Annotated in this window: 20 protein-coding genes; 13 read left to right on the forward strand and 7 right to left on the reverse strand. The window is 62.6% G+C overall.

Translation table 11 applies throughout. The features are described from left to right. Positions 1 to 37 precede the first annotated feature (37 nt). From AC07XM_RS23705 to AC07XM_RS23735, 7 genes are all read left to right on the forward strand, one after another. Positions 38 to 871: an alpha/beta fold hydrolase gene (locus AC07XM_RS23705; protein ID WP_016487518.1), complete on the forward strand. Its 834-nt coding sequence runs from the start codon at positions 38 to 40 to the stop codon at positions 869 to 871. Beyond that, entirely contained in the window at positions 868 to 2349 is a 1482-nt protein-coding gene (locus tag AC07XM_RS23710; protein WP_016487519.1) for an aldehyde dehydrogenase, read from the forward strand. The genes AC07XM_RS23705 and AC07XM_RS23710 overlap by 4 nt, the downstream gene beginning before the upstream one ends. 12 nt (positions 2350 to 2361) lie before the next feature. After that, entirely contained in the window at positions 2362 to 2847 is a 486-nt protein-coding gene (locus AC07XM_RS23715) for a flavin reductase family protein (protein WP_016487520.1), read from the forward strand. A 63-nt stretch (positions 2848 to 2910) separates the two neighbouring features. Continuing rightward, the gene (locus AC07XM_RS23720; RefSeq protein ID WP_023047056.1) at positions 2911 to 3300 is read left to right on the forward strand and encodes a carboxymuconolactone decarboxylase family protein; all 390 of its coding nucleotides are present in this window, start codon (positions 2911 to 2913) and stop codon (positions 3298 to 3300) included. An 88-nt stretch (positions 3301 to 3388) separates the two neighbouring features. After that, positions 3389 to 4141: a GntR family transcriptional regulator gene (locus tag AC07XM_RS23725; protein ID WP_016487522.1), complete on the forward strand. Its 753-nt coding sequence runs from the start codon at positions 3389 to 3391 to the stop codon at positions 4139 to 4141. 2 nt (positions 4142 to 4143) lie between these two features. Further along, the gene (locus AC07XM_RS23730; protein ID WP_016487523.1) at positions 4144 to 4707 is read left to right on the forward strand and encodes an NUDIX hydrolase; all 564 of its coding nucleotides are present in this window, start codon (positions 4144 to 4146) and stop codon (positions 4705 to 4707) included. Between the two features lie 122 nt (positions 4708 to 4829). Continuing rightward, entirely contained in the window at positions 4830 to 7031 is a 2202-nt protein-coding gene (locus tag AC07XM_RS23735) for a GAF domain-containing hybrid sensor histidine kinase/response regulator (protein ID WP_095115119.1), read from the forward strand. On the opposite strand, the gene AC07XM_RS23740 is transcribed toward AC07XM_RS23735, so the two are convergent. After that, complete coding sequence (locus AC07XM_RS23740; protein ID WP_016487525.1) at positions 7024 to 7638, reverse strand: LysE family translocator; 615 nt, start codon at positions 7636 to 7638, stop codon at positions 7024 to 7026. The genes AC07XM_RS23735 and AC07XM_RS23740 overlap by 8 nt on opposite strands. A gap of 111 nt (positions 7639 to 7749) precedes the next feature. Between AC07XM_RS23740 and AC07XM_RS23745 the strand changes: the two genes are divergently transcribed. Both AC07XM_RS23745 and AC07XM_RS23750 read left to right on the forward strand, forming a co-directional pair. Beyond that, entirely contained in the window at positions 7750 to 8202 is a 453-nt protein-coding gene (locus tag AC07XM_RS23745) for an Lrp/AsnC family transcriptional regulator (RefSeq protein ID WP_060518319.1), read from the forward strand. 351 nt (positions 8203 to 8553) lie between these two features. Beyond that, positions 8554 to 9966, forward strand: a complete 1413-nt coding sequence (locus AC07XM_RS23750) for a purine-cytosine permease family protein (protein ID WP_016487527.1) — start codon at positions 8554 to 8556, stop codon at positions 9964 to 9966. A gap of 188 nt (positions 9967 to 10154) precedes the next feature. Here AC07XM_RS23750 and AC07XM_RS23755 read toward each other — a convergent pair whose 3' ends face one another. The 4 genes from AC07XM_RS23755 to glnT all read right to left on the reverse strand — a co-directional run bounded on the left by AC07XM_RS23755 (position 10155) and on the right by glnT (position 14503). Then, complete coding sequence (locus AC07XM_RS23755) at positions 10155 to 11480, reverse strand: FMN-binding glutamate synthase family protein (RefSeq protein ID WP_016487528.1); 1326 nt, start codon at positions 11478 to 11480, stop codon at positions 10155 to 10157. Between the two features lie 15 nt (positions 11481 to 11495). Then, positions 11496 to 12170, reverse strand: a complete 675-nt coding sequence (locus AC07XM_RS23760; protein ID WP_023047053.1) for a GltB/FmdC/FwdC-like GXGXG domain-containing protein — start codon at positions 12168 to 12170, stop codon at positions 11496 to 11498. A gap of 27 nt (positions 12171 to 12197) precedes the next feature. Next, the gene (locus AC07XM_RS23765) at positions 12198 to 13103 is read right to left on the reverse strand and encodes a class II glutamine amidotransferase (RefSeq protein ID WP_060518323.1); all 906 of its coding nucleotides are present in this window, start codon (positions 13101 to 13103) and stop codon (positions 12198 to 12200) included. Positions 13104 to 13168: 65 nt separating this feature from the next. Beyond that, positions 13169 to 14503 (reverse strand): type III glutamate--ammonia ligase, encoded by a 1335-nt coding sequence (glnT, locus tag AC07XM_RS23770; RefSeq protein WP_102689792.1) that lies wholly within the window; start codon positions 14501 to 14503, stop codon positions 13169 to 13171. Between the two features lie 344 nt (positions 14504 to 14847). On the opposite strand from glnT, the gene AC07XM_RS23775 reads away from it, so the two are divergent. Beyond that, complete coding sequence (locus AC07XM_RS23775) at positions 14848 to 15441, forward strand: helix-turn-helix domain-containing protein (RefSeq protein ID WP_016487532.1); 594 nt, start codon at positions 14848 to 14850, stop codon at positions 15439 to 15441. Positions 15442 to 15471: 30 nt separating this feature from the next. On the opposite strand, the gene AC07XM_RS23780 is transcribed toward AC07XM_RS23775, so the two are convergent. Further along, the gene (locus AC07XM_RS23780; RefSeq protein WP_023047052.1) at positions 15472 to 17022 is read right to left on the reverse strand and encodes a PAS domain-containing protein; all 1551 of its coding nucleotides are present in this window, start codon (positions 17020 to 17022) and stop codon (positions 15472 to 15474) included. A 278-nt stretch (positions 17023 to 17300) separates the two neighbouring features. Between AC07XM_RS23780 and AC07XM_RS23785 the strand changes: the two genes are divergently transcribed. Beyond that, positions 17301 to 17921: a response regulator gene (locus AC07XM_RS23785; RefSeq protein ID WP_023047051.1), complete on the forward strand. Its 621-nt coding sequence runs from the start codon at positions 17301 to 17303 to the stop codon at positions 17919 to 17921. 56 nt (positions 17922 to 17977) lie between these two features. On the opposite strand, the gene AC07XM_RS23790 is transcribed toward AC07XM_RS23785, so the two are convergent. Then, the gene (locus AC07XM_RS23790; RefSeq protein WP_016487535.1) at positions 17978 to 18865 is read right to left on the reverse strand and encodes a LysR family transcriptional regulator; all 888 of its coding nucleotides are present in this window, start codon (positions 18863 to 18865) and stop codon (positions 17978 to 17980) included. A 111-nt stretch (positions 18866 to 18976) separates the two neighbouring features. Between AC07XM_RS23790 and AC07XM_RS23795 the strand changes: the two genes are divergently transcribed. Then, on the forward strand, positions 18977 to 20038 hold the full coding sequence (locus AC07XM_RS23795; protein WP_102689791.1) for a YeiH family protein: 1062 nt from the start codon (positions 18977 to 18979) through the stop codon (positions 20036 to 20038). A 148-nt stretch (positions 20039 to 20186) separates the two neighbouring features. Continuing rightward, on the forward strand, positions 20187 to 21560 hold the full coding sequence (gene ppnN, locus AC07XM_RS23800; RefSeq protein ID WP_016487537.1) for a nucleotide 5'-monophosphate nucleosidase PpnN: 1374 nt from the start codon (positions 20187 to 20189) through the stop codon (positions 21558 to 21560). Positions 21561 to 21722: the final 162 nt, after the last annotated feature.

Here is a 21722-nt window from a genome sequence, read left to right on the forward strand (position 1 = left end):
CTTTCCCGCCGCGCCCGACCTTCAAGGAGCGCCCTCCATGATTCAGCCTGTCGCTGAACGTACACCTGCCGGCACCAGCTACCTGTCCGTAGGCCAGGGCCAACCCGTGGTACTGATCCACGGCGTGGGCCTGAACAAGGAAATGTGGGGCGGCCAGATCGTTGGCCTGGCCAACGACTACCGTGTCATCGCCTACGACATGCTCGGCCACGGTCAAAGCCGCGTGCCGGCTGCCGACACGCCGCTGCAAGCCTACGCCGACCAGCTCGCCGAGCTGCTCGACCACCTGCAAATTCAACAAGCGACCGTGATCGGCTTCTCCATGGGCGGCCTGGTTGCCCGTGCATTCGCCCTGCACTACCCGCAGCGCCTGACTGCACTGGTCGTGCTCAACAGCGTGTTCAACCGCACCCCCGAGCAAAGTGCCGGCGTGATCGCCCGCGCTGCCCAGGCAGCGGAGCTGGGCCCCGACGCCAACGTCGATGCCGCCCTGGATCGTTGGTTCAGCCGTGAATACAAGGCTGCCAACCCGGCACAGGTCGCCGCCATTCGCCAAGTGCTGGCGAGCAACGACCCGCAGGGCTACCACACCACGTATTCGTTGTTCGCCACTCAGGACATGTACCGCGCTGACGACCTGGGCAGCATCCAGGTGCCGACGCTGATCGCCACGGGCGAACTCGATTCGGGCTCCACCCCGGCCATGACCCGCCAGCTTGCCGCCAGCATTCCGGGTGCGCACAGCGTGGTCCTCGCCGAGCAACGGCATATGATGCCGGTAGAAGCACCCCGTGAAGTCAACAAGATGCTGCTGGACTTCCTCGCGCAAGCCCGCACCCTCACCGAATCCGCCAAGGGGATTGTTGCATGACCCTCGTTCGTTTCCAGATGTGCATCGACGGCCAATGGCGCGATGCCCAGAGCGGCAAGACCTTCGACAGCCTCAACCCGGCCACCGCCCAAGCCTGGGCGCAGCTTCCCGACGCTGACGAAACCGACGTCGAGCTGGCCGTGCAGGCCGCCCAGCGTGCCTTCGACAGCAAGGAATGGCGCAGCATCACCGCCACCGCGCGTGGCAAGCTGCTGCGTCGCCTGGGTGACCTGATTAGCGAGAACAAGGAACACCTGGCCCAGCTGGAAAGCCGTGACAACGGCAAGCTGATCCGCGAAACCCGCGGCCAGGTCGGCTATCTGCCAGAGTTCTTCCACTACACCGCAGGGCTGGCCGACAAGCTTGAAGGCGGCACCCTGCCGCTGGACAAGCCCGACCTGTTCGCCTACACCGTGCACGAGCCCATCGGCGTGGTTGCCGGGATCATCCCGTGGAACAGCCCGCTGTACCTCACCGCGATCAAGCTGGCCCCAGCCCTGGCTGCCGGCAACACCATCGTGCTCAAACCGTCCGAACATGCCTCGGCGACCATCCTCGAGCTGGCCCGTCTGGCCCTCGAAGCCGGCTTCCCGGCCGGTGTGGTCAACGTGGTCACCGGCTACGGCCCGACCACCGGCGCGGCACTGACCCGCCACCCGCTGGTGCGCAAGATCGCCTTCACCGGCGGCGCCGCTACAGCCCGCCATGTGGTGCGCAGCAGTGCCGAGAACTTTGCCAAGCTGTCGCTGGAGCTGGGCGGCAAGTCGCCGAACATCATCTTCGCCGACGCCGACCTGGACAGCGCCATCAACGGTGCCGTGGCCGGCATCTATGCCGCCTCCGGGCAAAGCTGCGTAGCCGGTTCGCGCCTGCTGGTGCAGGACGAGATTTTCGACGAATTCGTAGAGCGCCTGATTACCCGCGCCAAGCGCATCCGCATCGGTAACCCGCAGGACGACGCCAGCGAAATGGGCCCTATGGCCACCGCGCAGCAGTTGGCCGTCGTCGAAGGCCTGGTGGCTGCGGCCAAGGCTGAAGGTGCCAAGCTGCACATGGGCGGCAAGCGTGCCGAGGTCGAGGGTGACGGCTGGTTCTACGAGCCGACCCTGTTCGAGTGCGACAGCAACTCGATGACCATCATGCAGGAAGAAGTGTTCGGCCCTGTCGCCGCGGTCATCCGCTTCAAGACCGAGGAGGAGGCCCTGGAAATCGCCAACGACTCGCAGTTCGGCCTGGCCGCCGGCATCTGGACCCGTGACCTGGGCCGTGCTCATCGCCTGGCCCGCGACGTGCGTTCGGGGATCATCTGGGTCAACACCTACCGCGCCGTGTCGGCCATGGCGCCAATTGGTGGTTTCAAGAACAGCGGCTACGGCCGTGAGAGCGGCATCGATTCGGTGCTGGCCTATACCGAGCTGAAGACCGTGTGGATCAACCTGTCCACCGCGCCGATGCCCGACCCGTTCGTGATGCGCTAGGAGGAACACAAGATGATCGAACCCGGCATCTACAAAGACGTGATGGGCTCTTTCCCGTCCGGCGTCACGGTAGTGACCACCCTGGACGCCGACGGCGCCATCGTCGGCATCACCGCCAGCGCCTTCAGCGCATTGTCGATCGACCCGGCGCTGGTACTGTTCTGCCCCAACTACGCCTCCGACACCTACCCGATCCTGCGTGACAGCAAGCAGTTCGCGATTCACCTGCTGTCCGCCGAGCAGACCGCTGAAGCTTACGCCTTCGCCGGCAAGGGCAAGGACAAGGCCAAGGGCGTCGAGTGGCATTTGAGCGAGCTGGGCAACCCGCTGCTGGCCAAGGCGACCGCGATCATCGAGTGCGAACTGTGGCGCGAGTATGACGGTGGGGACCACGCGATCATCGTCGGTGCAGTGAAGAACCTGGTGTTGCCGGCCGAGCCGGTGACGCCGATGGTGTACCACAAAGGCAAACTGGGCGCCCTGCCGCCCCTGGGCTGACCTTGAGACCGCCGGGGGCCGCAACGCGGCCCCCGTTCCCTTTTTTCTTCCGGAGTACGGCACATGAGTAACGAGAAGTACGACAAAGGCCTGGCCATCCGCACCCAGGTGCTGGGCGAGGACTACGTCAACCGCTCGATCCAGAACGCCGACGAGTTCACCAAGCCATTGCAGGAACTGGTCACCGAATACTGCTGGGGCCACGTCTGGGGCCGCGAAGGCTTGTCGCTCAAAGAGCGCAGCATGATAAACTTGGCCATGATTTCCGCGCTCAACAGGCCCCACGAGCTCAAGCTGCACATCCGCGGCGCATTGCGCAATGGCCTGAGCCGTGAACAGATTCGCGAAATTCTGCTCCAGGTCGGCATTTATTGCGGCGTACCCGCGGCGGTGGACAGTTTCCGCCTGGCCCGTGAAGCGTTTGCCGAAGCCGATGCGGAGTCAACCCGTTAACAACGGGCTGTTCGAACCACTGCATGGAAAGCCTCGGTTCGGGGCGTTCCGCGATGTTGGCGCAACAGCCTCATAAAGAGCGCTCCTGATGAAACGCCAGCCACTCGACGACAGCTTCAAGGTCAACCGCAACCCCGTTACCCTGCGCGAAATCGTGCTAGACAAGCTGCGCGCCGCAATCATGAACTTCCATCTGCTGCCCGGCGACCGCCTGGTGGAGCGCGACCTCTGCGACCGCCTCGGCGTCAGCCGTACCTCGGTGCGCGAAGCCCTGCGCCACCTGGAGTCCGAAGGCCTGGTGGAATTCGCCGACGCCAAAGGCCCGCGTGTCGCCATCATCACCCTGGAAGACGCCCGCGACATCTACGAGCTGCGCTGTGTGCTCGAAGGCCTGATCGTGCAGCTGTTCACCCTCAACGCCAAGGCCAAGGACATCCGTGCCCTGGAACGCGCGCTGGAGGTGAACCGCGAAGCGCTGGAAGAAGGCGAGCTGCAACAGGTGCTGGATTCGGTACAAGGTTTCTACGACGTGCTGCTGGAGGGCTCCGGCAACCAGGTGGCGGCCCAGCAACTGCGCCAGTTGCAGGCGCGCATCAGCTACCTGCGCGCCACCTCGGTGTCGCAAGAAAACCGCCGCGGCGCCAGCAACCGCGAAATGGAAAAGATCGTCGAAGCCATCAAGGGTGGTGACCCGCTGGTGGCCCACCAAGCTTCGGTCGACCACGTCCGCGCTGCCGCCAAGGTGGCCCTGGACTACCTGCGCCAGAAGCAGGATGACAACACCAAGGTGCGCGACATCGTCGAGCCCCTGGCCCTGAAGGAACCTCGCATAGGCCGCTGATCATGCCCAACGCCCCCCGCTACTGCCCGCACTGCACCACGGAACTGGCCCGGGGCGTTCCCACAGGCGACACCCACGAACGCCTGCACTGCACCGGCTGCGGCTACATCCATTACATCAACCCGAAGATCATCGCCGGCTGCATCATCGAGCGCGATGGCAAGTACCTGTTGTGCCAGCGCGCCATCCCGCCGCGCCCCGGCACCTGGACCTTGCCGGCCGGGTTCATGGAAGCTGGCGAGACCACCGAGCAGGCTGCACTGCGCGAGGTCTGGGAAGAAAGCGGGGTGCGTGCCGACATCGTCTCGCCCTACTCCATCTTCAGCGTACCCAGGATCAGCGAGGTGTACATCATCTTCCGCGCCGTCGTCGCCGAAGAAACCGGGCACTACGGGCCGGAGACCCTGGCATACAAGTTCTTCGAGCCCGACGAGATTCCGTGGGACGACATCTACTATCCGGCTATCCGGCAGATTCTCGAGCGCTACATCCTTGAACGGCAGGCCGGGGTCTACGGGATCTACATGGGCAATGACGACACTGGCAAGGTGCACTTCATGCGCTAGCCTGTGCCGGCCTCTTCGCGCGTGAACCCGCGAAGAGGCCGGCACAGGCCACCACAAAATGCTCGCCAACCGTCTATTCTCGGTGCACCCTAAGGCCTTGTGTTAAAGGACCGACAGAACAAATGGCGAAATGGCTAGACGGCGGCGGGCTGATGGCCGAACGCATCCGCAACCACAACTGGGCCGCCACCCCCCTGGGGGCATTGGAACATTGGCCTGACGCCCTGAAGACCACCATGGCCCTGTGCCTGGCTTCGCGTTTTCCGCAGGCGGTGCTCTGGGGCCCTGACCTCATCACCCTGCACAACGATGCTTTCATCCCGATTCTCGGGCGCAAGCCCTCGGCCTTGGGTATCCCCTTCCGCGACGTGTGGCATGAGGCCTGGGCCGATATCAGCAAAATGGCCGACTGTGCGTTGTCCGGCGAAGCGGTGTACATCGAAGACTTCCCACTGACGATCGACCGCAACGGCGGCCCGGAGCAGGCTTATTTCACCTTCTGCTACAGCCCGATTCGCGGCCTGGATGGCGAAGTGCTTGGCATGCTCGATACGGTTACCGAAACCACCGCCGGTGTGGTCACCAACCTGCGCCTCAACTTTCTCGACAGCCTCGGGCGCGCCGTGGCCGACGCCACCGACCCCGACCAGATCATGGCCATCACCACGCGCATGCTGGTCGAGCACCTTGGCTTGTCCAGCTGCGCCTATGCGGTAATGGAGCCGGACGAGAATGGCTTCACCATCTGCGGCGATGCCGTAGCACCCGGCTCCCCACGCCTGGTGGGCCAATATCACCTGCATGATTTCGGCCGCCTGGCGGTCAGCCGCCTGCGCAGCGGCCTGGCGTTGGTGATCAATGACAACCTTCGCGAACTGGCCGCTGACGAAGCGGCGACATTTCAGGCCATCGGCATCACCGCTACTGTCTGCATGCCGCTGATCAAGGCTGGCAGGCTGACCGCGCTGATGGCGATTCACGACCGTTTTCCCCGGGAATGGACCGACTACGAGCAAGCGCTGATCAGCGAGGTTACCGAACGTTGCTGGGCGCATATCCAGCGGGTTCAGGCCAATGCTGAAGTGCGTGAGGCGATGGCAGCGCTGGAGGCGCTCAACGCCAACCTTGAGCACCGCGTGGAAGAACGCACGACCCAGCTGCTGCACACCGAAGCCGTGCTGCGCCAGGCACAAAAGCTGGAAGCCATCGGCCAGCTGACAGGTGGCGTTGCCCACGACTTCAACAACCTGCTGACCATCATCCGTTCCTCGCTGCACTTCCTGCAACGCCCCAACCTCGACGAGAAGCGTCGCGAACGTTACCTCAAGACCATATCCGACACCGTCGACCGTGGTGCCAAACTAACCGGTCAGCTCCTGGCCTTCGCCCGCCGACAGGCCCTCAGCCCACACGTGTTCGAGGCAGGACCACGGTTGGAAGCGATGGCTGACATGCTCGACACCGCCACCGGCGCACGCATCCAGGTCGAGCTGCAGTTACCGCCTGCGCCGTGCCACATCCGCGCCGACCTCAGCCAGCTGGAGAACGCAGTGATCAACCTCATGCTCAACGGCCGGGATGCCATGGCCGGCGAAGGTGTGTTGCAACTGCGCCTGCAGGCCGATCAGCGCCTGCCGGCCTTGCGCGGCCAGCCGTCCCTGCCAGGCCCATTCGCGGCGATATCCGTGAGCGACAGTGGTACCGGTATTGCCGCCGATTTGCTGGAGCGCATCTTCGACCCGTTTTTCACAACCAAAGCTGCAGGTGAAGGGACCGGGCTTGGGCTGTCGCAGGTGTTCGGCTTTGCCAAGCAGTCCGGGGGGGATGTAGCAGTGACCAGTGCCCCCGGCCAAGGCACAACGTTTACCCTTTACCTGCCGCAGGAGGACCCGCCCGCTGCCCCGTCGGAAGACGCCTCGGCCGGCAGCCTGCTGCAAGCACAGAGCGAGCGGCGACGGATACTGCTGGTAGAGGACAATTCCGACCTGGCCCGCTTCAGCGCGCAGATCCTTGAGGACCATGGTTATCAGGTCAGCTGTGCACGCTCGGCGGAAGAGGCGCTGGCGCAGTTGACTGGCCCGGCGGGCGGTTTTGATGCGGTGTTTTCCGATGTGGTCATGCCCGGCATGGGTGGGTTGGCACTTGCCCTGGAGCTGCGCCGTCAGCGCCCGCAGCTTCCGGTGATCCTTACTTCGGGCTACAGCGATGCAATTGCCGAAGGCGGGCACCAAGGGTTTACCTTTCTGGCCAAGCCTTACTCGGCAGAACAGCTGTGCCAGACGCTCGGGAACGTCCTGGCCCCCTTGCCTCACGGTGTCAGTTGATTTGCCCGGCAATCAAGCCCAGGGCCACCGTAATCATCGCCACCCCCGACACCCGCCCGACCAGCTTCGCCGCCCCCGGCCGGGTACTCAACACGGCTTTGGCGCCATAGCCGACCAGTGAGTAGATCACCAGCGAGCTGCACAGGTGCACCAGCCCCAGCAGCAAGATCTGCAACGGCACTGGCCAGTTCGACTGTGGGTCGGTGAACTGCGGCAGCAAAGCCAGGAACAGCAGGAAAACCTTCGGGTTCAGGCCGCTGACGCAGAAGCCCTTCAACGCCCAGCGCGAACCCGAATCCCCCGCACCGCCCTGCCCGGCTGCCGGCAATGCCGGGCTCAACAACAGGTTACCACCCAGCCACAGCAGGTAGCTGCACCCCGCCAGGGTGAGCAAGGTCAGTGCCAATGGGTGGCCTGCCAGCAGGCTGCCTACCCCGGCCGCCACCACCAGCGTCGCCAGGCAATGCCCCGACAACATGCCCGCCACCGCGGGCATTACCCAGCGCCCACGCATGCCTGCCGAAATGGCGTAAGCCCAATCTGCGCCCGGGGTAATCACGAACAGCATCGACACGGCCCAAAACGCCGTCAGCACACTGATAGCCACTTGAATCTTCCTTATCTACTGCCTTGGGATGTCGAAAGATTACGGATTCCGCCCGGGGATTTTCTTTCGTATATTCCCTGCAATCGCTCAATGACTGGAAGATCCTTCTCAATGGACAGAACTGATAGAAAAATGCTTGCCGAGCTGCAAAAAAACGGTCGGCTATCGGTAACCGAACTGGCCGACCGCGTAGGGCTCAGCCTGTCGCCCTGCCATCGGCGCTTGAAGGCACTGGAAGAATCCGGGGCGATTCTGGGCTATCACGCCCGCCTGGCGCCGAGCGCCCTGGGGCTGAATTTTGCCGCGTTGGTGTTCGTGACCCTGCGCGAGGTGACCCGGCAGCCGGTGGCGGATTTTGAAGCGGCACTTTCGGAGATTCCGCAGATTGTCGAAGCACAGCGGTTATTCGGCGACCCGGATTACCTGCTGCATGTGGTGGCCAAGGACCTGCCGGCGTTTCAGAAGCTGTATGACGAGCACCTGACCAGCATTCCCAATGTGAAACGCCTGAGCTCAACCCTGGTGATGAAGGAAGTGATCCAGGACCGGTTGTTGCCGATGTAGCTCTATTGCCTGTACAGGCCCTTTCGCGGGCTAGCCCCGCGAAAGGGCCGATGCAGGCAACCATTCAGCTGCCCTGCAAATGCGCACGACGCACCATCAAAGCCCACCGCGTTCTGCCGAAACAGGGCTCAACCCCTCTACTTCAAGCCCTGCCGCCAACTGGCACCGTCCTTGCTACCGTCCCCCGCTTAAGCTTTTGTCAGCCTTAGGTTTTTTAAGGTTTATGGGTACATATTTACTAATTTCTCGTTATCCCCGCGCCCCGCATCATCCCTCCAACAAGAACGCGTTGCCCATCGCCGGCACGCCCCCGGGCAGCTCCCGATGCCCTACCTTGCCTTGGAGTCAGTCATGACCAGTGCAGCCAATTCGGCACCCCTGATAGAAAAACACACAATCGGCTACGTGCCCCCGCAAGACCGCCATGGAAAGGTAAGGGATCTGTTCACACTGTGGTTCGGCGGCAACATCGCCCCGCTGCCCATCGTCACCGGCGCGCTGGGCGTGCAGCTGTTCCACCTGAACCTGATATGGGGCATCGTCGCCATCCTGGTCGGTCACCTGGTCGGGGGGGTGCTGATGGCACTGCACTCGGCCCAGGGCCCGCAAATGGGTATCCCGCAGATGATCCAGAGCCGCGCCCAGTTCGGCACGCTCGGCGCGCTGCTGGTGGTGGTAATCGCCGGCGTCATGTACATCGGCTTCTTCGCCTCCAACATCGTGCTCGCCGGCAAATCGCTGCACGGTGTGGTCGATGCCGTACCGGTGCCGGTGGGCATCGTCATCGGTGCCTTGGGTTCAGGCATCATCGGCATCATCGGCTATCGCTTCATCCACGTGCTCAACCGCATTGGCACCTGGGTACTGGGCATCGGTATCGTGGTCGGCTTCGGCTACATCTTCAGCCACGTGCAAAGCGACGACTTCCTCACCCGCGGCGGCTTCAACCTGGCCGGCTGGTTGGCCACCGTGTCGCTGGCGGCGCTGTGGCAGATCGCCTTTGCGCCCTATGTGTCGGACTACTCGCGTTATCTGCCGGCAGATGTGAAAGTCAGCTCGACGTTCTGGACAACGTACCTGGGCTCAGCCCTGGGTTCGAGCCTGTCGTTCATCTTCGGCGCCGTGGCGGTACTGGCGATTCCGGCCGGGATGGACACCATGGATGCGGTCAAGCTGGCCACCGGTACCCTGGGCCCGATCATGCTGGTGCTGTTCCTGCTCAGCGTCATCAGCCACAACGCCCTCAACCTGTATGGCGCTGTACTGTCGATCATCACCCTGGTGCAAACCTTCGCCTATCGCTGGATCCCCACCGCCAAAAGCCGTGCGGTGCTGTCGCTGATCGTGCTGTCGGCCTGCTGCGTGGTGGCGGTGTTCGCCTCGGCAGACTTCATCGGCCACTTCGTCGACATGGTGCTGGTGCTGCTGGTGGTGCTGGTACCGTGGACGGCGATCAACCTGATCGACTTTTATGCCATCCACAAAGGTGACTACGACATCCAGTCGATCTTCCAGGTCGATGGCGGTATCTACGGGCGTTACAACCCACAGGCGTTGATAGCCTATGCGGTAGGTATCGTGGTGCAGATCCCCTTCATGAACACGCCGCTGTATGTCGGGCCGATTTCCGAGCACATCAACGGGGCTGACCTGTCGTGGCTGGTAGGGCTGGCAATTACCTCACCGCTGTACTGGTGGCTGGCCAGCCGTGACAGTGCCTACCGTCGTCGGCAGACAAGTGCCAAGTTGGCCATGGGACACTGATTCAACCTGTAACGGCCCTATCGCCCAGCCTCACTACGAAGCAGTACACGAAGGTGAACGCCACCCCCTTGAGCTGCACCAGTGCCTGCCCAATGGGCGATACGCCCTCGACATAGCCTCCCAGCGATGGCGCTGATATGGGCGATTGGGGTGCCTTGGGGCTGCTTTGCAGCCCCAAAAACGGTGGATCAGTACTGCGCCTGCCCCGGCACCCAGGCCGTCCCCGCCAAGGGCACCCGCGCCATCGCGGCCGCTTCCACGGTCAACGCCACCAGGTCCTCCGGGTCAAGGTTGTGCAGGTGCGACTTGCCACACGCCCGCGCCATGGTCTGCGCCTCCAGCACCAGCACCCGCAGATAGTTCGCCAGCCGGCGACCCGCTTCTTCCGGGTTCAGGCGCCCGGCCAGGTCTGGGTCCTGGGTGGTGATGCCAGCCGGATCGCGACCGTTCTGCCAGTCGTCATAGAAGCCCGCAGCCGAGCCAATCTTCTTCAGCTCGCTGTCCAGCCGCGGATGGTTGTCACCCAGTGCAATCAATGCCGCCGTGCCGATGGCCACTGCGTCTGCCCCCAGGGCCATGGCCTTGGCTACGTCGGCACCGTTGCGGATACCGCCAGAGACGATCAGCTGCACCTTGCGGTGCATGCCCATTTCCTGAAGCGCCTGCACCGCCTGCGGGATGGCCGGAAGAATCGGGATGCCAACGTGCTCGATGAACACTTCCTGAGTGGCTGCGGTACCGCCCTGCATGCCGTCTAGCACGATCACATCTGCACCAGCCTTTACCGCCAGCTTGACGTCGTAGTAAGGGCGGCTGGCACCGATCTTCACGTAAATGGGTTTTTCCCAGTCGGTGATCTCGCGGATCTCGGCAATCTTGATCGCCAGGTCATCCGGGCCGGTCCAGTCCGGGTGGCGGCAGGCACTGCGCTGGTCGACGCCGATCGGCAAGGTGCGCATGCCGGCTACCCGCTCGGTTACCTTCATGCCCAGCAGCATGCCGCCACCGCCCGGCTTGGCGCCCTGGCCGAGGACGATCTCGATGGCGTCGGCCTTGCGCAGGTCGTCGGGGTTCATGCCGTAGCGCGAAGGCAGGTACTGGTACACCAGGTGCTGCGACTGGCCACGTTCTTCCGGGGTCATGCCGCCGTCACCGGTGGTGGTGCTGGTGCCGGCGATGGTCGCACCACGGCCCAGCGCTTCCTTGGCGTTGGCCGACAACGCGCCGAAGCTCATGCCGGCGATGGTCACCGGGATTTTCAGGTGGATCGGCTTTTTCGCAAACCGGTTGCCCAGCACCACGTCGGTGCCGCACTTCTCGCGGTAGCCTTCCAGGGGATAGCGCGACACGCTGGCGCCGAGCAGCAACAGGTCGTCGAAGTGCGGCACACGGCGCTTGGTGCCACCACCGCGGATGTCGTAGATGCCGGTTTCGGCGGCACGCTGGATTTCCTGGATGGTCAGGCGATCGAAGGTGGCCGACTCACGCAGTACCGGGGGGAATTGCTCGCTCATGGGAATGCTCCTGGATCAGTACGCGCTGGCGTTGTCGACTTTGAAGTTGTACAGCTGGCGGGCCGAGCCGTAGCGTTTGAAATCGGCGGCCTTATGGTCCAGGCCAGCCTTGTTCAGCAGTTCCTGCAGCTCTTGCAGGTGTTCGGCGCGCATTTCTTTCTCGATGCAGTCCGAGCCCAGTGACTGCACCGAGCCCTTGACGTAGATGCGCACCTCATACAGCGAGTCGCCCAGCGCGTCGCCGGCATCGCCACACACCACCAGGCGTCCGGCCTGGCCCATGAAGCAGCTCATGTGGCCAATGCTGCCGCCGACCACAATGTCCACGCCTTTCATGGAAATACCGCAACGGGCACCGGCATCACCTTCGATCACCAGCAGCCCGCCATGGGCGGTGGCGCCTGCGGCCTGCGAGGCACTGCCCTTGACCCTCACCAGGCCGGACATCATGTTCTCGGCCACGCCGACACCCACGTTGCCGTGCACGGTCACGCTGGCCTGCTGGTTCATGCCGGCGCAGTAGTAGCCGGCATGGCCTTCGATATCCACCGCCACGGCGGCGTTGATGCCCACCGCCAGGTTGTGCTTGCCGCCGGGATGGGTCACTTGCCATTCGAGGTCCTGCACCTCGCCGTGCAGTGACTGGTTGAGCACACGCACCGAAGTGCTGGATAGGTCGATCGTCTTCATAAGGTTCTCCAGGGGTTCGGTGGCAGGTCAGGCGCTTTCGCGCTCCCAGACGTACAGGGTGGCCGGCGCCGGTTCCCAGACCTTGGCGTGCTCGATGCCGGGCAGGCCGGCCAGTGCCTGGTATTCCGAGGCCATGGCCACGTAGTCTTCGGTCTCGGCCAGCACCGCCGGCTTGCAGGCAATCGGGTCACGGATCACGGCAAAGCCGTTGCGGGTGCCGATGGCAAACGTGAAGAAGCCGTCCAGGTCTTCCAGCGCGCCATCCAGGGCCTGGGCCAGGCTGTCGCCCTGCTGTAGCCGCCAGGTCAGGTAGCCGGCGGCCACTTCGGTGTCGTTATCGGTCTCGAAGCTGATGCCTTCGCGCTTGAGTACCTGGCGCAAGCGGAAGTGGTTGGAGAGCGAGCCGTTGTGCACCAGGCATAGGTCGGCGCCGGTGGAGAACGGGTGACTGCCCTCCATGGTCACGGCGCTTTCGGTGGCCATGCGGGTGTGGCCGATGATGTGGCTGCCCTTCATGCCGGCCAGGCCGAAGCGACTGGATATTTCCGCCGGCAGGCCCATGCCCTTGAGGATTTCGATGCTCTGCCCGGCGCTCATGATGCGCACATCGGGCGCTAGCTCGGCCAAGGCGCCGCGGGCTGCGGCCTCATCTGTGTGCACTTTGAGCACAGCGGCGCTGGCGTTCTGGTACCAGTCCAGCGAGCAACCCAGGTGCCCTTCCAGCTGGCCCATCAGGGTGGTCCAGGGGTAGTTGGTGTCAGTCGCTTGCAGGGTCAGCTTGACCCAGCCTTCGGCCACTTCATCGCCGTAGATGGCAAAGCCGGCGCTGTCCGGCCCACGGTCGGTCATGGCTTGGAGCATGGGTTCGAACAGCTTGCCTAGCTGGCCTTCCAGCTCGGGCTTTTTCAGGTACAGACCTACGATTCCACACATGGTGATGCTCCTTACTAGGCAGTGGGCGAGCGCTTTCGTGTCTGCCGCCCAGGGGATTGGGGCGGTCAGAAGAACTCGGTGTAACGCTGGATTTCCCAGTCGGAGACGTGGCGGCAGTACTCCACCCACTCCATGCGCTTGAGCTTGATGAACTCGTCGACGATCCCGGCGCCCAGCACCTCGCGGAACAACGGGTCGGCTTCGAGCGCGTCGACGGCCTCCTTCAGCGATTGCGGCAAGGTCTTGATGCCGCGCGCGGCAATTTCTTCAAGGCTCAGGTTGTAGAGGTTTTCATTGCACATCTCGCCCGGATCCAGCTGGCGGTCGATGCCATCGAGGCCGGTGGCGATAATGGCGGCGGTGACCAGATACGGGTTGCAGCCGGCGTCCGGCAGGCGGAACTCCAGGCGACCATAAGGAATGCGCACCATTGCAGAACGGTTATTGGCCCCCCAGGCGACGAAGGCCGGGGCCCACGTTGAGCCCGACAATGAACGGCCAACCACCAGACGCTTGTAGGAGTTGACCGTCGGCGCCGCGAAGGCACACAACGCCGCGCCGTGGGCCATGAGCCCTGCAGCAAAGTGATAGGCCAGCTTTGACAGGCCCATGCCGCTGCTGTCGGACGGGTCGTGGAACAGGTTCTTGTGGGTGCTGCTGGCCAGCGACAGGTGAAAGTGCATGCCGTTGCCGGCGCGCTTGGGGTCAGGCTTGGGCATGAACGAGCAGATCATGCCCAGGTCGTTGGCGATCTCACCGGCAGCCATGCGGAAGAAGGTGAAGCGGTCGGCCGACTCCATGGCGTCGCTGTAGGTGTAGTTGATCTCGAACTGGCCATTGGCGTCTTCGTGGTCAATCTGGTAGATGTCGAAGCCCACCGGCTGCAGCGCCTCGGTCAGGCGTTCGAGGAACAGCCGCGAGCGCGACAGGCCCTTGTAGTCGTAGCAGGGCTTGTCGAGGTTGTCGGAGGCGTCAACCAGTTGCAGCTTGCCGCCTTCGTCGCGGCGGAACAGGCTGAACTCGGGCTCAAGGCCGGTGTTCAGGGTCCAGCCCTTCTCGGCCAGGCGCTGCACCTGCTGCTGCAATACGTAGCGGCTGTCATAGGGCCAAGGCTGGCCGTTGACATGGCCCACGCACACCACCCGGCCATAGCCTGGCTGCCACGGCACCGGAACCAGTGTGGACAGATCGCCGCGGGCCATGAAGTCCGGGCCGTGCGGCTCCATGCCCATGCCGCAGATGGCGAACCCGGCAAAGCCGGCGCCCTCCTCGGCTACCATCTTCAGGCCCGATACCGGCACCGATTTGGTCTTCGCCGAGCCATGGATATCGACGAACTGCGCCAGCACGTACTTGATGCCGTGCTGGTCGAGGGTGCGCTGGGTTTCTGCTGGCAACATGGGTTGAACACTCCTGGGCAAGGGCGACGATTCCGCAAAGGAAACTTACTTTCCTCACAGGAATGCAATGCGCTTGCCAAGTTTGTTCAAGGTGCGCCCTTGGGTGTCTGTTCGGGCCTCTTCGCGGGCAAGCCCGCTCCCACAGGATTCGCCGCAAAGCCGCTTGGGAGTGGACTTGCCCGCGAAGAGGCCGGCACAGGCAAGACAAAACCCAGGCAGGATTTTCTGTTCTATTTGTGGGAAACTTGTTTTCACCTGAGGAAAGAAGCGGCCAGCGCAGCTGCATTTCGCACTTTCCCAGTGCGAAAACTTTATTCTTGAACTGAAACCGTGCAGGACTTTCGATGTCGACCGAAACCGAACCGCGCCTTCGTCTGGAGCAGTACCTGGGCCTGCAGATCAAGCGCCAGCGCCAGGCCCAGTCCCTCAAGCTCGCCGATGTGGCGCGCATTGCCGGCATTAGCCAGGGCATGCTGAGCAAGATCGAAAACGCCCAGGTGTCCACCAGCCTCGACACCCTCAGCCGCCTGTGCGACGTACTGGGCATGCCGATGGCCAAGCTGTTCAGCCAATATGACCAGCCCGACGGCAATGCTCTGCTGGTAAAGGCTGGCGAAGGTCTGGAAGTGGTGCGCCGCGGCACCGAGAAGGGCCACACCTACCACTTGCTCAATCACGCCAGGGGGCCGAAGAAAAACTTCGAGGCCTATAGGGTGAGCATGGATGACGCCAGCGAAGAGTTCCCCACCTTCGCCCACCCCGGCACCGAGTTCCTCCACTTGCTGGAGGGCGAGCTGGTGTACCGCCATGGCAACCAGCTCTATCACATGCACGCCGGCGACAGCCTCACATTCGACGGCGAAACCCCGCACGGCCCGGAGAAACTGGTGCAGGTGCCCATACGCCTGCTCTCGATCATGAACTACGGCGACGAGTGACGCGCGGCACAGGGCGAATTGCAGTGGGCACTACAGCTTGAACTTCACGCAAATCGTACTGTTTTCGGCTAGCCGATCCAGCGTGATTGCATCAGCTCCATACCCTGAATAGCTTTTCACCAGCCGCATACCCAAGCCTGTTCCGCTTGGTTCGGGATAAGACTCCGGAAAGCCCTCCCCCTCGTCCCTTACTGTAATCACAGCATGGTCGCCTGCGTTCTGGACGCTCACCCCAATCGTGCCCTTGCCATACTTGAGGGCATTGGTGATCAGCTCGGAAATGACCAGGCCCAACGGCGCCATCCGCTGTGGGGGGAGAATGAAAGCATCGGCGTTGAGCACGATCTTACGTTCAGCCAGCGCCGACCCCAGGTCACTCAACAAGGCGCCAAGGTACTCCGATGCCAGGACGCCCTGGGTTTCTGCAGTCTGATAGAGGCGCTCATGCACACTGGCAATCGTCAGCACGCGGCTCGCTGCCGTCTGCAGCTGGACCTTGACCGCCTCATCCGCCGACAGGTTGGCCTGAAGCTGGAGCAAAGTGTTCACCAGGTGCAGGCTGTTCTTTACCCGATGGTGAATCTCTTCAAGATAGAGATCGCTGTCGCTCAGCTTGGTGTTTTGCACAGCAATCAGGGACAGCAACTGAGCCTCGTGCTGGTGCCGCTCGGTGATGTCCCGCGACACTGCGATCAGCCTGTCCACCCTGCCCTCGGCACTCAGAATGGGCGCAATGGTTACATCCCACCATCTCGGCTCATCGCCGGCCGTGGGGCAATAGGCCTCAAACCTCGCCGATTCACCGGCCACGGACCGCGCCATGGCATCACGCACGACGGGTTTGGAGTCGTCAGGCCACAGCTGGGTCCAGGGTTTGCCGCGCACCTCTGCCAGCTCGCTTATGTGCATGAGGTACATTCCGGCATCATTCATGAATTCGATATCGCCATGCGTGGTGAGGATCTTTACGCAATCGGGGCTGGCATTGAGCATGCTTTCCGAATAGCGATCCGGTAGCTGCTCATCTGCCCCATTTGCCAGGCGTTCCACGGCCATGGAGATGACGTTGGAGATACCTTCGAGGAACACCAGGTCGCTTTCGATGAAATCGTCACCCTCGGTGCTGTCCGCCTCCAGCACACCAAACGGCTGTAGCGCCCCCCGGATGGGCACGTTGATGGCGCGTTCGATGCCATACTTTTTCAACAGATCCGGCGTGCGGAAGCGCTGCTCCTGGCCCAGATGGTTGGAGAGCACCGGGCGGTACGTAGAGAGGGCATAACCCGCCGGACTGGCCACATCGCCACCGACCTTGGCGTGGCCGATATCAGAGGGATCCCAACCGACACCGTGGGTCAGCAAAAAATCATCGCTGCCAGGCAATGGCATCAACACCTTGGCAAAACGCGTGTGCATGCCTTTGGCCACAACGGTACAAGCCTGCGTGAGCAAAGTATCGAGACTCGTCGACCTGAGCGACGACACGCCATACTCCACCACCAACTGATGCTGCTTGTGTAAACGGGCCTGTGACTTCTGCAGTGCAAGCCTGATCATTTCATCGGGAGGCAGTTGATGCATGGGTTCTCATCCACAGCTGGCAATTGGGAAGATTACTTTCGGGCGCGCCGTTCGACACCATGGCCCCTGCGGACGTGCCAGGCAGGGATCGAAAACTTTTCGTGGCTTCATTTACCAACGATCCAGCATCGATGGCAATGACGAAAACCATCTAAGCCCGGCGGCAATGGGAAAGTATAGATCGCTCGGTTTGCCAACAACCCAAGCGCCACCCGTCAGTTGCATGAAACCACAGATCATAGCCGCCCGCCGAATGGCTACATGATCGGGGTTTTGTTATGGCTCGCAGTGTATTGGTAGTAGAGGATGACGCGTTGATTCGAATGCTCGCCTGCGAAGCGCTGGAATCGCTCGACCTCGACGTGCGCAGCTGCGGCTGCGTCGATGAGGCGATAACGGTGCTGGAAACCACGGCCCGCCTGGATCTCGTGTTGACCGATATCCAGATGCCAGGCCAGCTCGATGGAGTGGACCTCGCGCACCTGGTCATTGACCGATGGCCGGGCACCGCCGTGATCGTGATGTCGGCCGGCCAACGTGATGCCGGCTCCCGCTTACCCGGGTCTGCTACGTTCCTCTCAAAACCTTGGACGGTTGGCCAGTTGCTGACTGCTATCGAGCAAACGCTATCTTTCAAAGCAAACGACTTGATGAGGGGTGACTACAGGGTGGACAAAATTGCCCAACTGGATGTGGACATGGCGATACTCGGCCAGGTCGCAGACGAGCTTGAACGCCAAATATCGCCCAGCCCCGTAACCAGGCCTTTGGTGATCGCATGGCTAACGGAGTGGGCGCGGCAGCCAGGCACCGTGCCGGATTTAGGACGCAACCTGCCCAACCTTCCGCAATCACTCAAGGCAGCCTACCTCAGCTGGACCCATCAATGTGAGGGATGATCTGCCAGCACTCTCGACCTGTGGGAGCGGGTTCACCCGCAAACAGGCCGGGGCCGTTACCCCACCGCCTGCAAGCCGACACACAACTCGAGAAACCGCGCTGCCGCCCTTGAGGGCGTTGCCGCATGTGGCATCAATATGGAAAACCGCCTGACCAACGGCTCAGGGGCAACTTGCAGTCGGTGCAGGGCCCCATCCTCATGCCGGATCGACATTGCCGACACAAAGCCAACCCCCATCCCCGCACGCACCGCCTCCTTCACCCCTTCCACCCCGGCAATCTCCAGCGCTACGCGCATCGCCACACCCTCACGGGCAAACGCGCGCTCGACGACCTGCCGCACACCCGAGCCGCTCTCGCGCAATACCAACGGGTAAGTGCCCAGCGCCCCCAAGGTCTGCGGACCACTGCCAGCCAGCGGATGACCGCTGGGCACGATGGCAACGATCTCGTCCTCACGCCAGGCTGTCACTTGCGTGCCCAACGGCAGCTCCTGCCCAGGCGGCCCTTCGATCAGGGCGATGTCGACACTGCCCAGCGCAGCGACGATCTCCGCCGTGTTGCCGTGTGATGTAGTCACCAGCACGTCCGGGTGACTGGCATGGAAATCGGCGATCAGGTACGGCAGCAGGTAACTGGCAGGCGTGGTACTGGCACCGATGCGCAAGGTACCGCGCTCCAGGCCACGCATGGCGTCGCGCAGTGCCTGGGCCTGGCGGAAGGTTTCGCGCAGGCGCTCGGCATGGGCCAACAGCTGTTCGCCGGCTGCCGTCAACCGCACCCCCCGCCCGGCGCGCTGATACAGCGGCTCGCCAAAAGCCTCCTGCAACAGCTTGAGCTGGCCGGACACCGCCGGTTGCGACAAATGAAGCGCCTGGGCCGCATGGCTGATGTTGCCGTGCTCGGCAACGGTGGCAAACGTTATCAGTTGTTCTGGGGTCATGATTTAAAAATATCAGCTAAACGGATATTTGCCATTTTAAATTACGATTTTTTATAAGCTTATAACCCGATTAACGTAGGCCTTGTCGAAACACCTTTCCGGAGGACACACATGGCCACGGTTCCGTCCAACCCCGCTTTTACGCCTACCCTCTCTACCCGAGGGCGGCTCAATGGCATCCTGTTCGTCGCGCTGTTCGCGCTTGCGGTCACTCAGCTGGCCGCACTGCCCGCCATCGCCAATCTGGGCATCAGCCCGCTGATTGTCGGCATCGTCGCCGGCGCCCTCTACGGCAATGCCTTGCGCGATGGTGTACCGGCCAGCTGGGCAGCCGGCATCAACTTTTCGGCCCGCGGCCTGCTGCGCATCGCCGTGGCCTTCTTTGGCCTGCGGGTCAGCCTGCAGGAAATTGCCGAAGTCGGCTGGTCGGGCCTTATCGTGTCGCTGCTGGTGGTGTCCAGCACCCTGTTGATCGGCCTGTGGTGCGGCATGAAACTGTTCAAGCTGGACCGCGATACCGCCCTGCTGACCGCCGCTGGCAGCGCCATCTGCGGTGCCGCCGCCGTGCTGGCCTTCGAGTCGGCACTGCGCAGTGCCCCGCACAAGAGCGCCATGGCCGTCGGCAGCGTGGTGCTGTTCGGCACCTTGTCGATGTTCCTGTACCCGCTGGCCATCAACGCCGGCTGGCTGCACCTGGACACCCTGGGAGCGGGGCTGTTTCTGGGCGGCACTATCCACGAAGTCGCCCAGGTGGTGGGCGCAGCCAGTAATGTCAGCCCTGAAGCCACCCATATCGCCACCATCGTCAAGATGACCCGGGTGATGCTGCTGGTGCCGGTACTGCTGGTAGTCGGCCTGTGGATCAGCCGCTCGCGCAAGGCTGATCAGGCGCAAGGCAATGGGCGCATTACGATGCCCTGGTTCGCCTTTGGCTTCCTTGCCCTGGTATTGATGAATTCTCTGCAGGTACTGCCGGGTAGCGTGACGCAAGCGGTCAATAGCCTCGACACTTTTGCCCTGACCATGGCCATGACTGCGCTGGGTATGGAAACCCGCTTCAGCCAGATTCGCCAGGCCGGGCCAAAGGCGCTGGCTACCGGGGCGATTCTGAACCTGTGGCTGGTAGGGGGTGGATTGGCGATTACCCTTGGCGTGCAAAAGCTGTTGGGCTGAATCGGGACCGGGATGGCTTCTTCGCGGGGTTGCCCGCGAAGAAGCCATCCCGGTCTCAAGGTTTTTCACCAGCCCCCTCGTTGCCGCCCACATTTCTCGGTATGGTGTTGTCAAAGAAGGATGTTTTACCCGCACAGGAAAGACTTAGATGCCTCAACGCAATGTCATCAATGCATCCGTCAGCCCCAAAGGCAGCCTGGAAACGCTGTCACAACGTGAAGTTCAGCAACTGAGTGAAGTCGGTACTGGTAGCCTTTACACCCTTTTCCGCCAGTGCGCCCTGGCCATCCTCAACACTGGCGCCCATGTCGACAATGCCAAGACGATCCTCGAGGCCTACAAAGACTTCGAGGTCAAAATCCATCAACAAGACCGTGGTGTGCGCCTGGAGCTGCTGAATGCCCCGGCCGATGCCTTCGTCGATGGCGAAATGATCGCCAGCACCCGTGAAATGCTGTTCAGCGCCCTGCGCGACATCGTTTACACCGAAAGCGAGCTGGCCAGCCAGCGTATCGACCTGGAAAGCTCCCAGGGCATCACTGATTACGTTTTCCATTTGCTGCGCAACGCGCGCACCCTGCGCCCGGGTGTGGAGCCGAAGATGGTGGTGTGCTGGGGTGGTCACTCGATCAGCAGCGAGGAGTACCAGTACACCAAGAAGGTCGGCCACGAACTGGGCCTGCGCAAGCTGGACGTGTGCACCGGTTGCGGCCCGGGCGTGATGAAGGGCCCGATGAAGGGCGCCACCATTGCCCACGCCAAGCAACGCATGCATGGCAGCCGCTACCTTGGCCTGACCGAGCCGGGCATCATCGCCGCCGAGGCGCCCAACCCGATCGTCAACGAGCTGGTGATTCTGCCGGACATCGAGAAGCGCCTGGAAGCCTTCGTGCGTGTCGGTCACGGCATCATCATCTTCCCCGGCGGCGCCGGCACAGCCGAGGAGTTCCTGTACCTGCTGGGCATCCTCATGCACCCCGATAACCAGGACGTGCCGTTCCCGGTGGTGCTCACCGGCCCGCGCAGCGCCGAGCCTTACCTGCAACAGTTGCATGCCTTCGTGGGCGCCACGCTGGGCGAGGCGGCGCACCGGTTGTACGAAATCATCATTGATGACCCGGCAGAAGTTGCCCGGCACATGGTCGAAGGGCTCAAGGTGGTCAAACAGTTCCGCCGCGAGCGCAATGATGCCTTCCACTTCAACTGGCTGCTGAAGATCGAGGAGAGTTTCCAGCGCCCGTTCGACCCGACCCACCAGGCAATGGCCGAACTGGACCTGCGCCGCGAGCTGCCACCCCATGAGCTGGCTGCCAACCTGCGCCGGGCGTTTTCTGGCGTGGTAGCGGGTAACGTGAAGGACAAGGGCATCCGCCTGATCGAAGAGCATGGGCCGTACCAGATCCGCGGCGACAGCGCCGTGCTGGACCCGCTGGGCCGGCTGTTGCAAGCCTTCGTTGACCAGCATCGCATGAAGTTGCCCGGCGGCGCGGCGTATGTACCTTGCTATCAAGTGGTGACCTGACGGCCTGATACTTCTGATCTTGATCTTGATCTTGATCTTGATCTTGATCTTGATCTTGATCTTGATCTTGATCTTGATCTTGATCTTGATCTTCGCGACTTCAGGAGGCCGAACGCAGGCCTTGCGAAGGGAGGTGACGGGCATGGATGCCCGTCAAGCGCT

It is taken from the genome of Pseudomonas sp. GW460-LB5, from assembly GCF_059423245.1.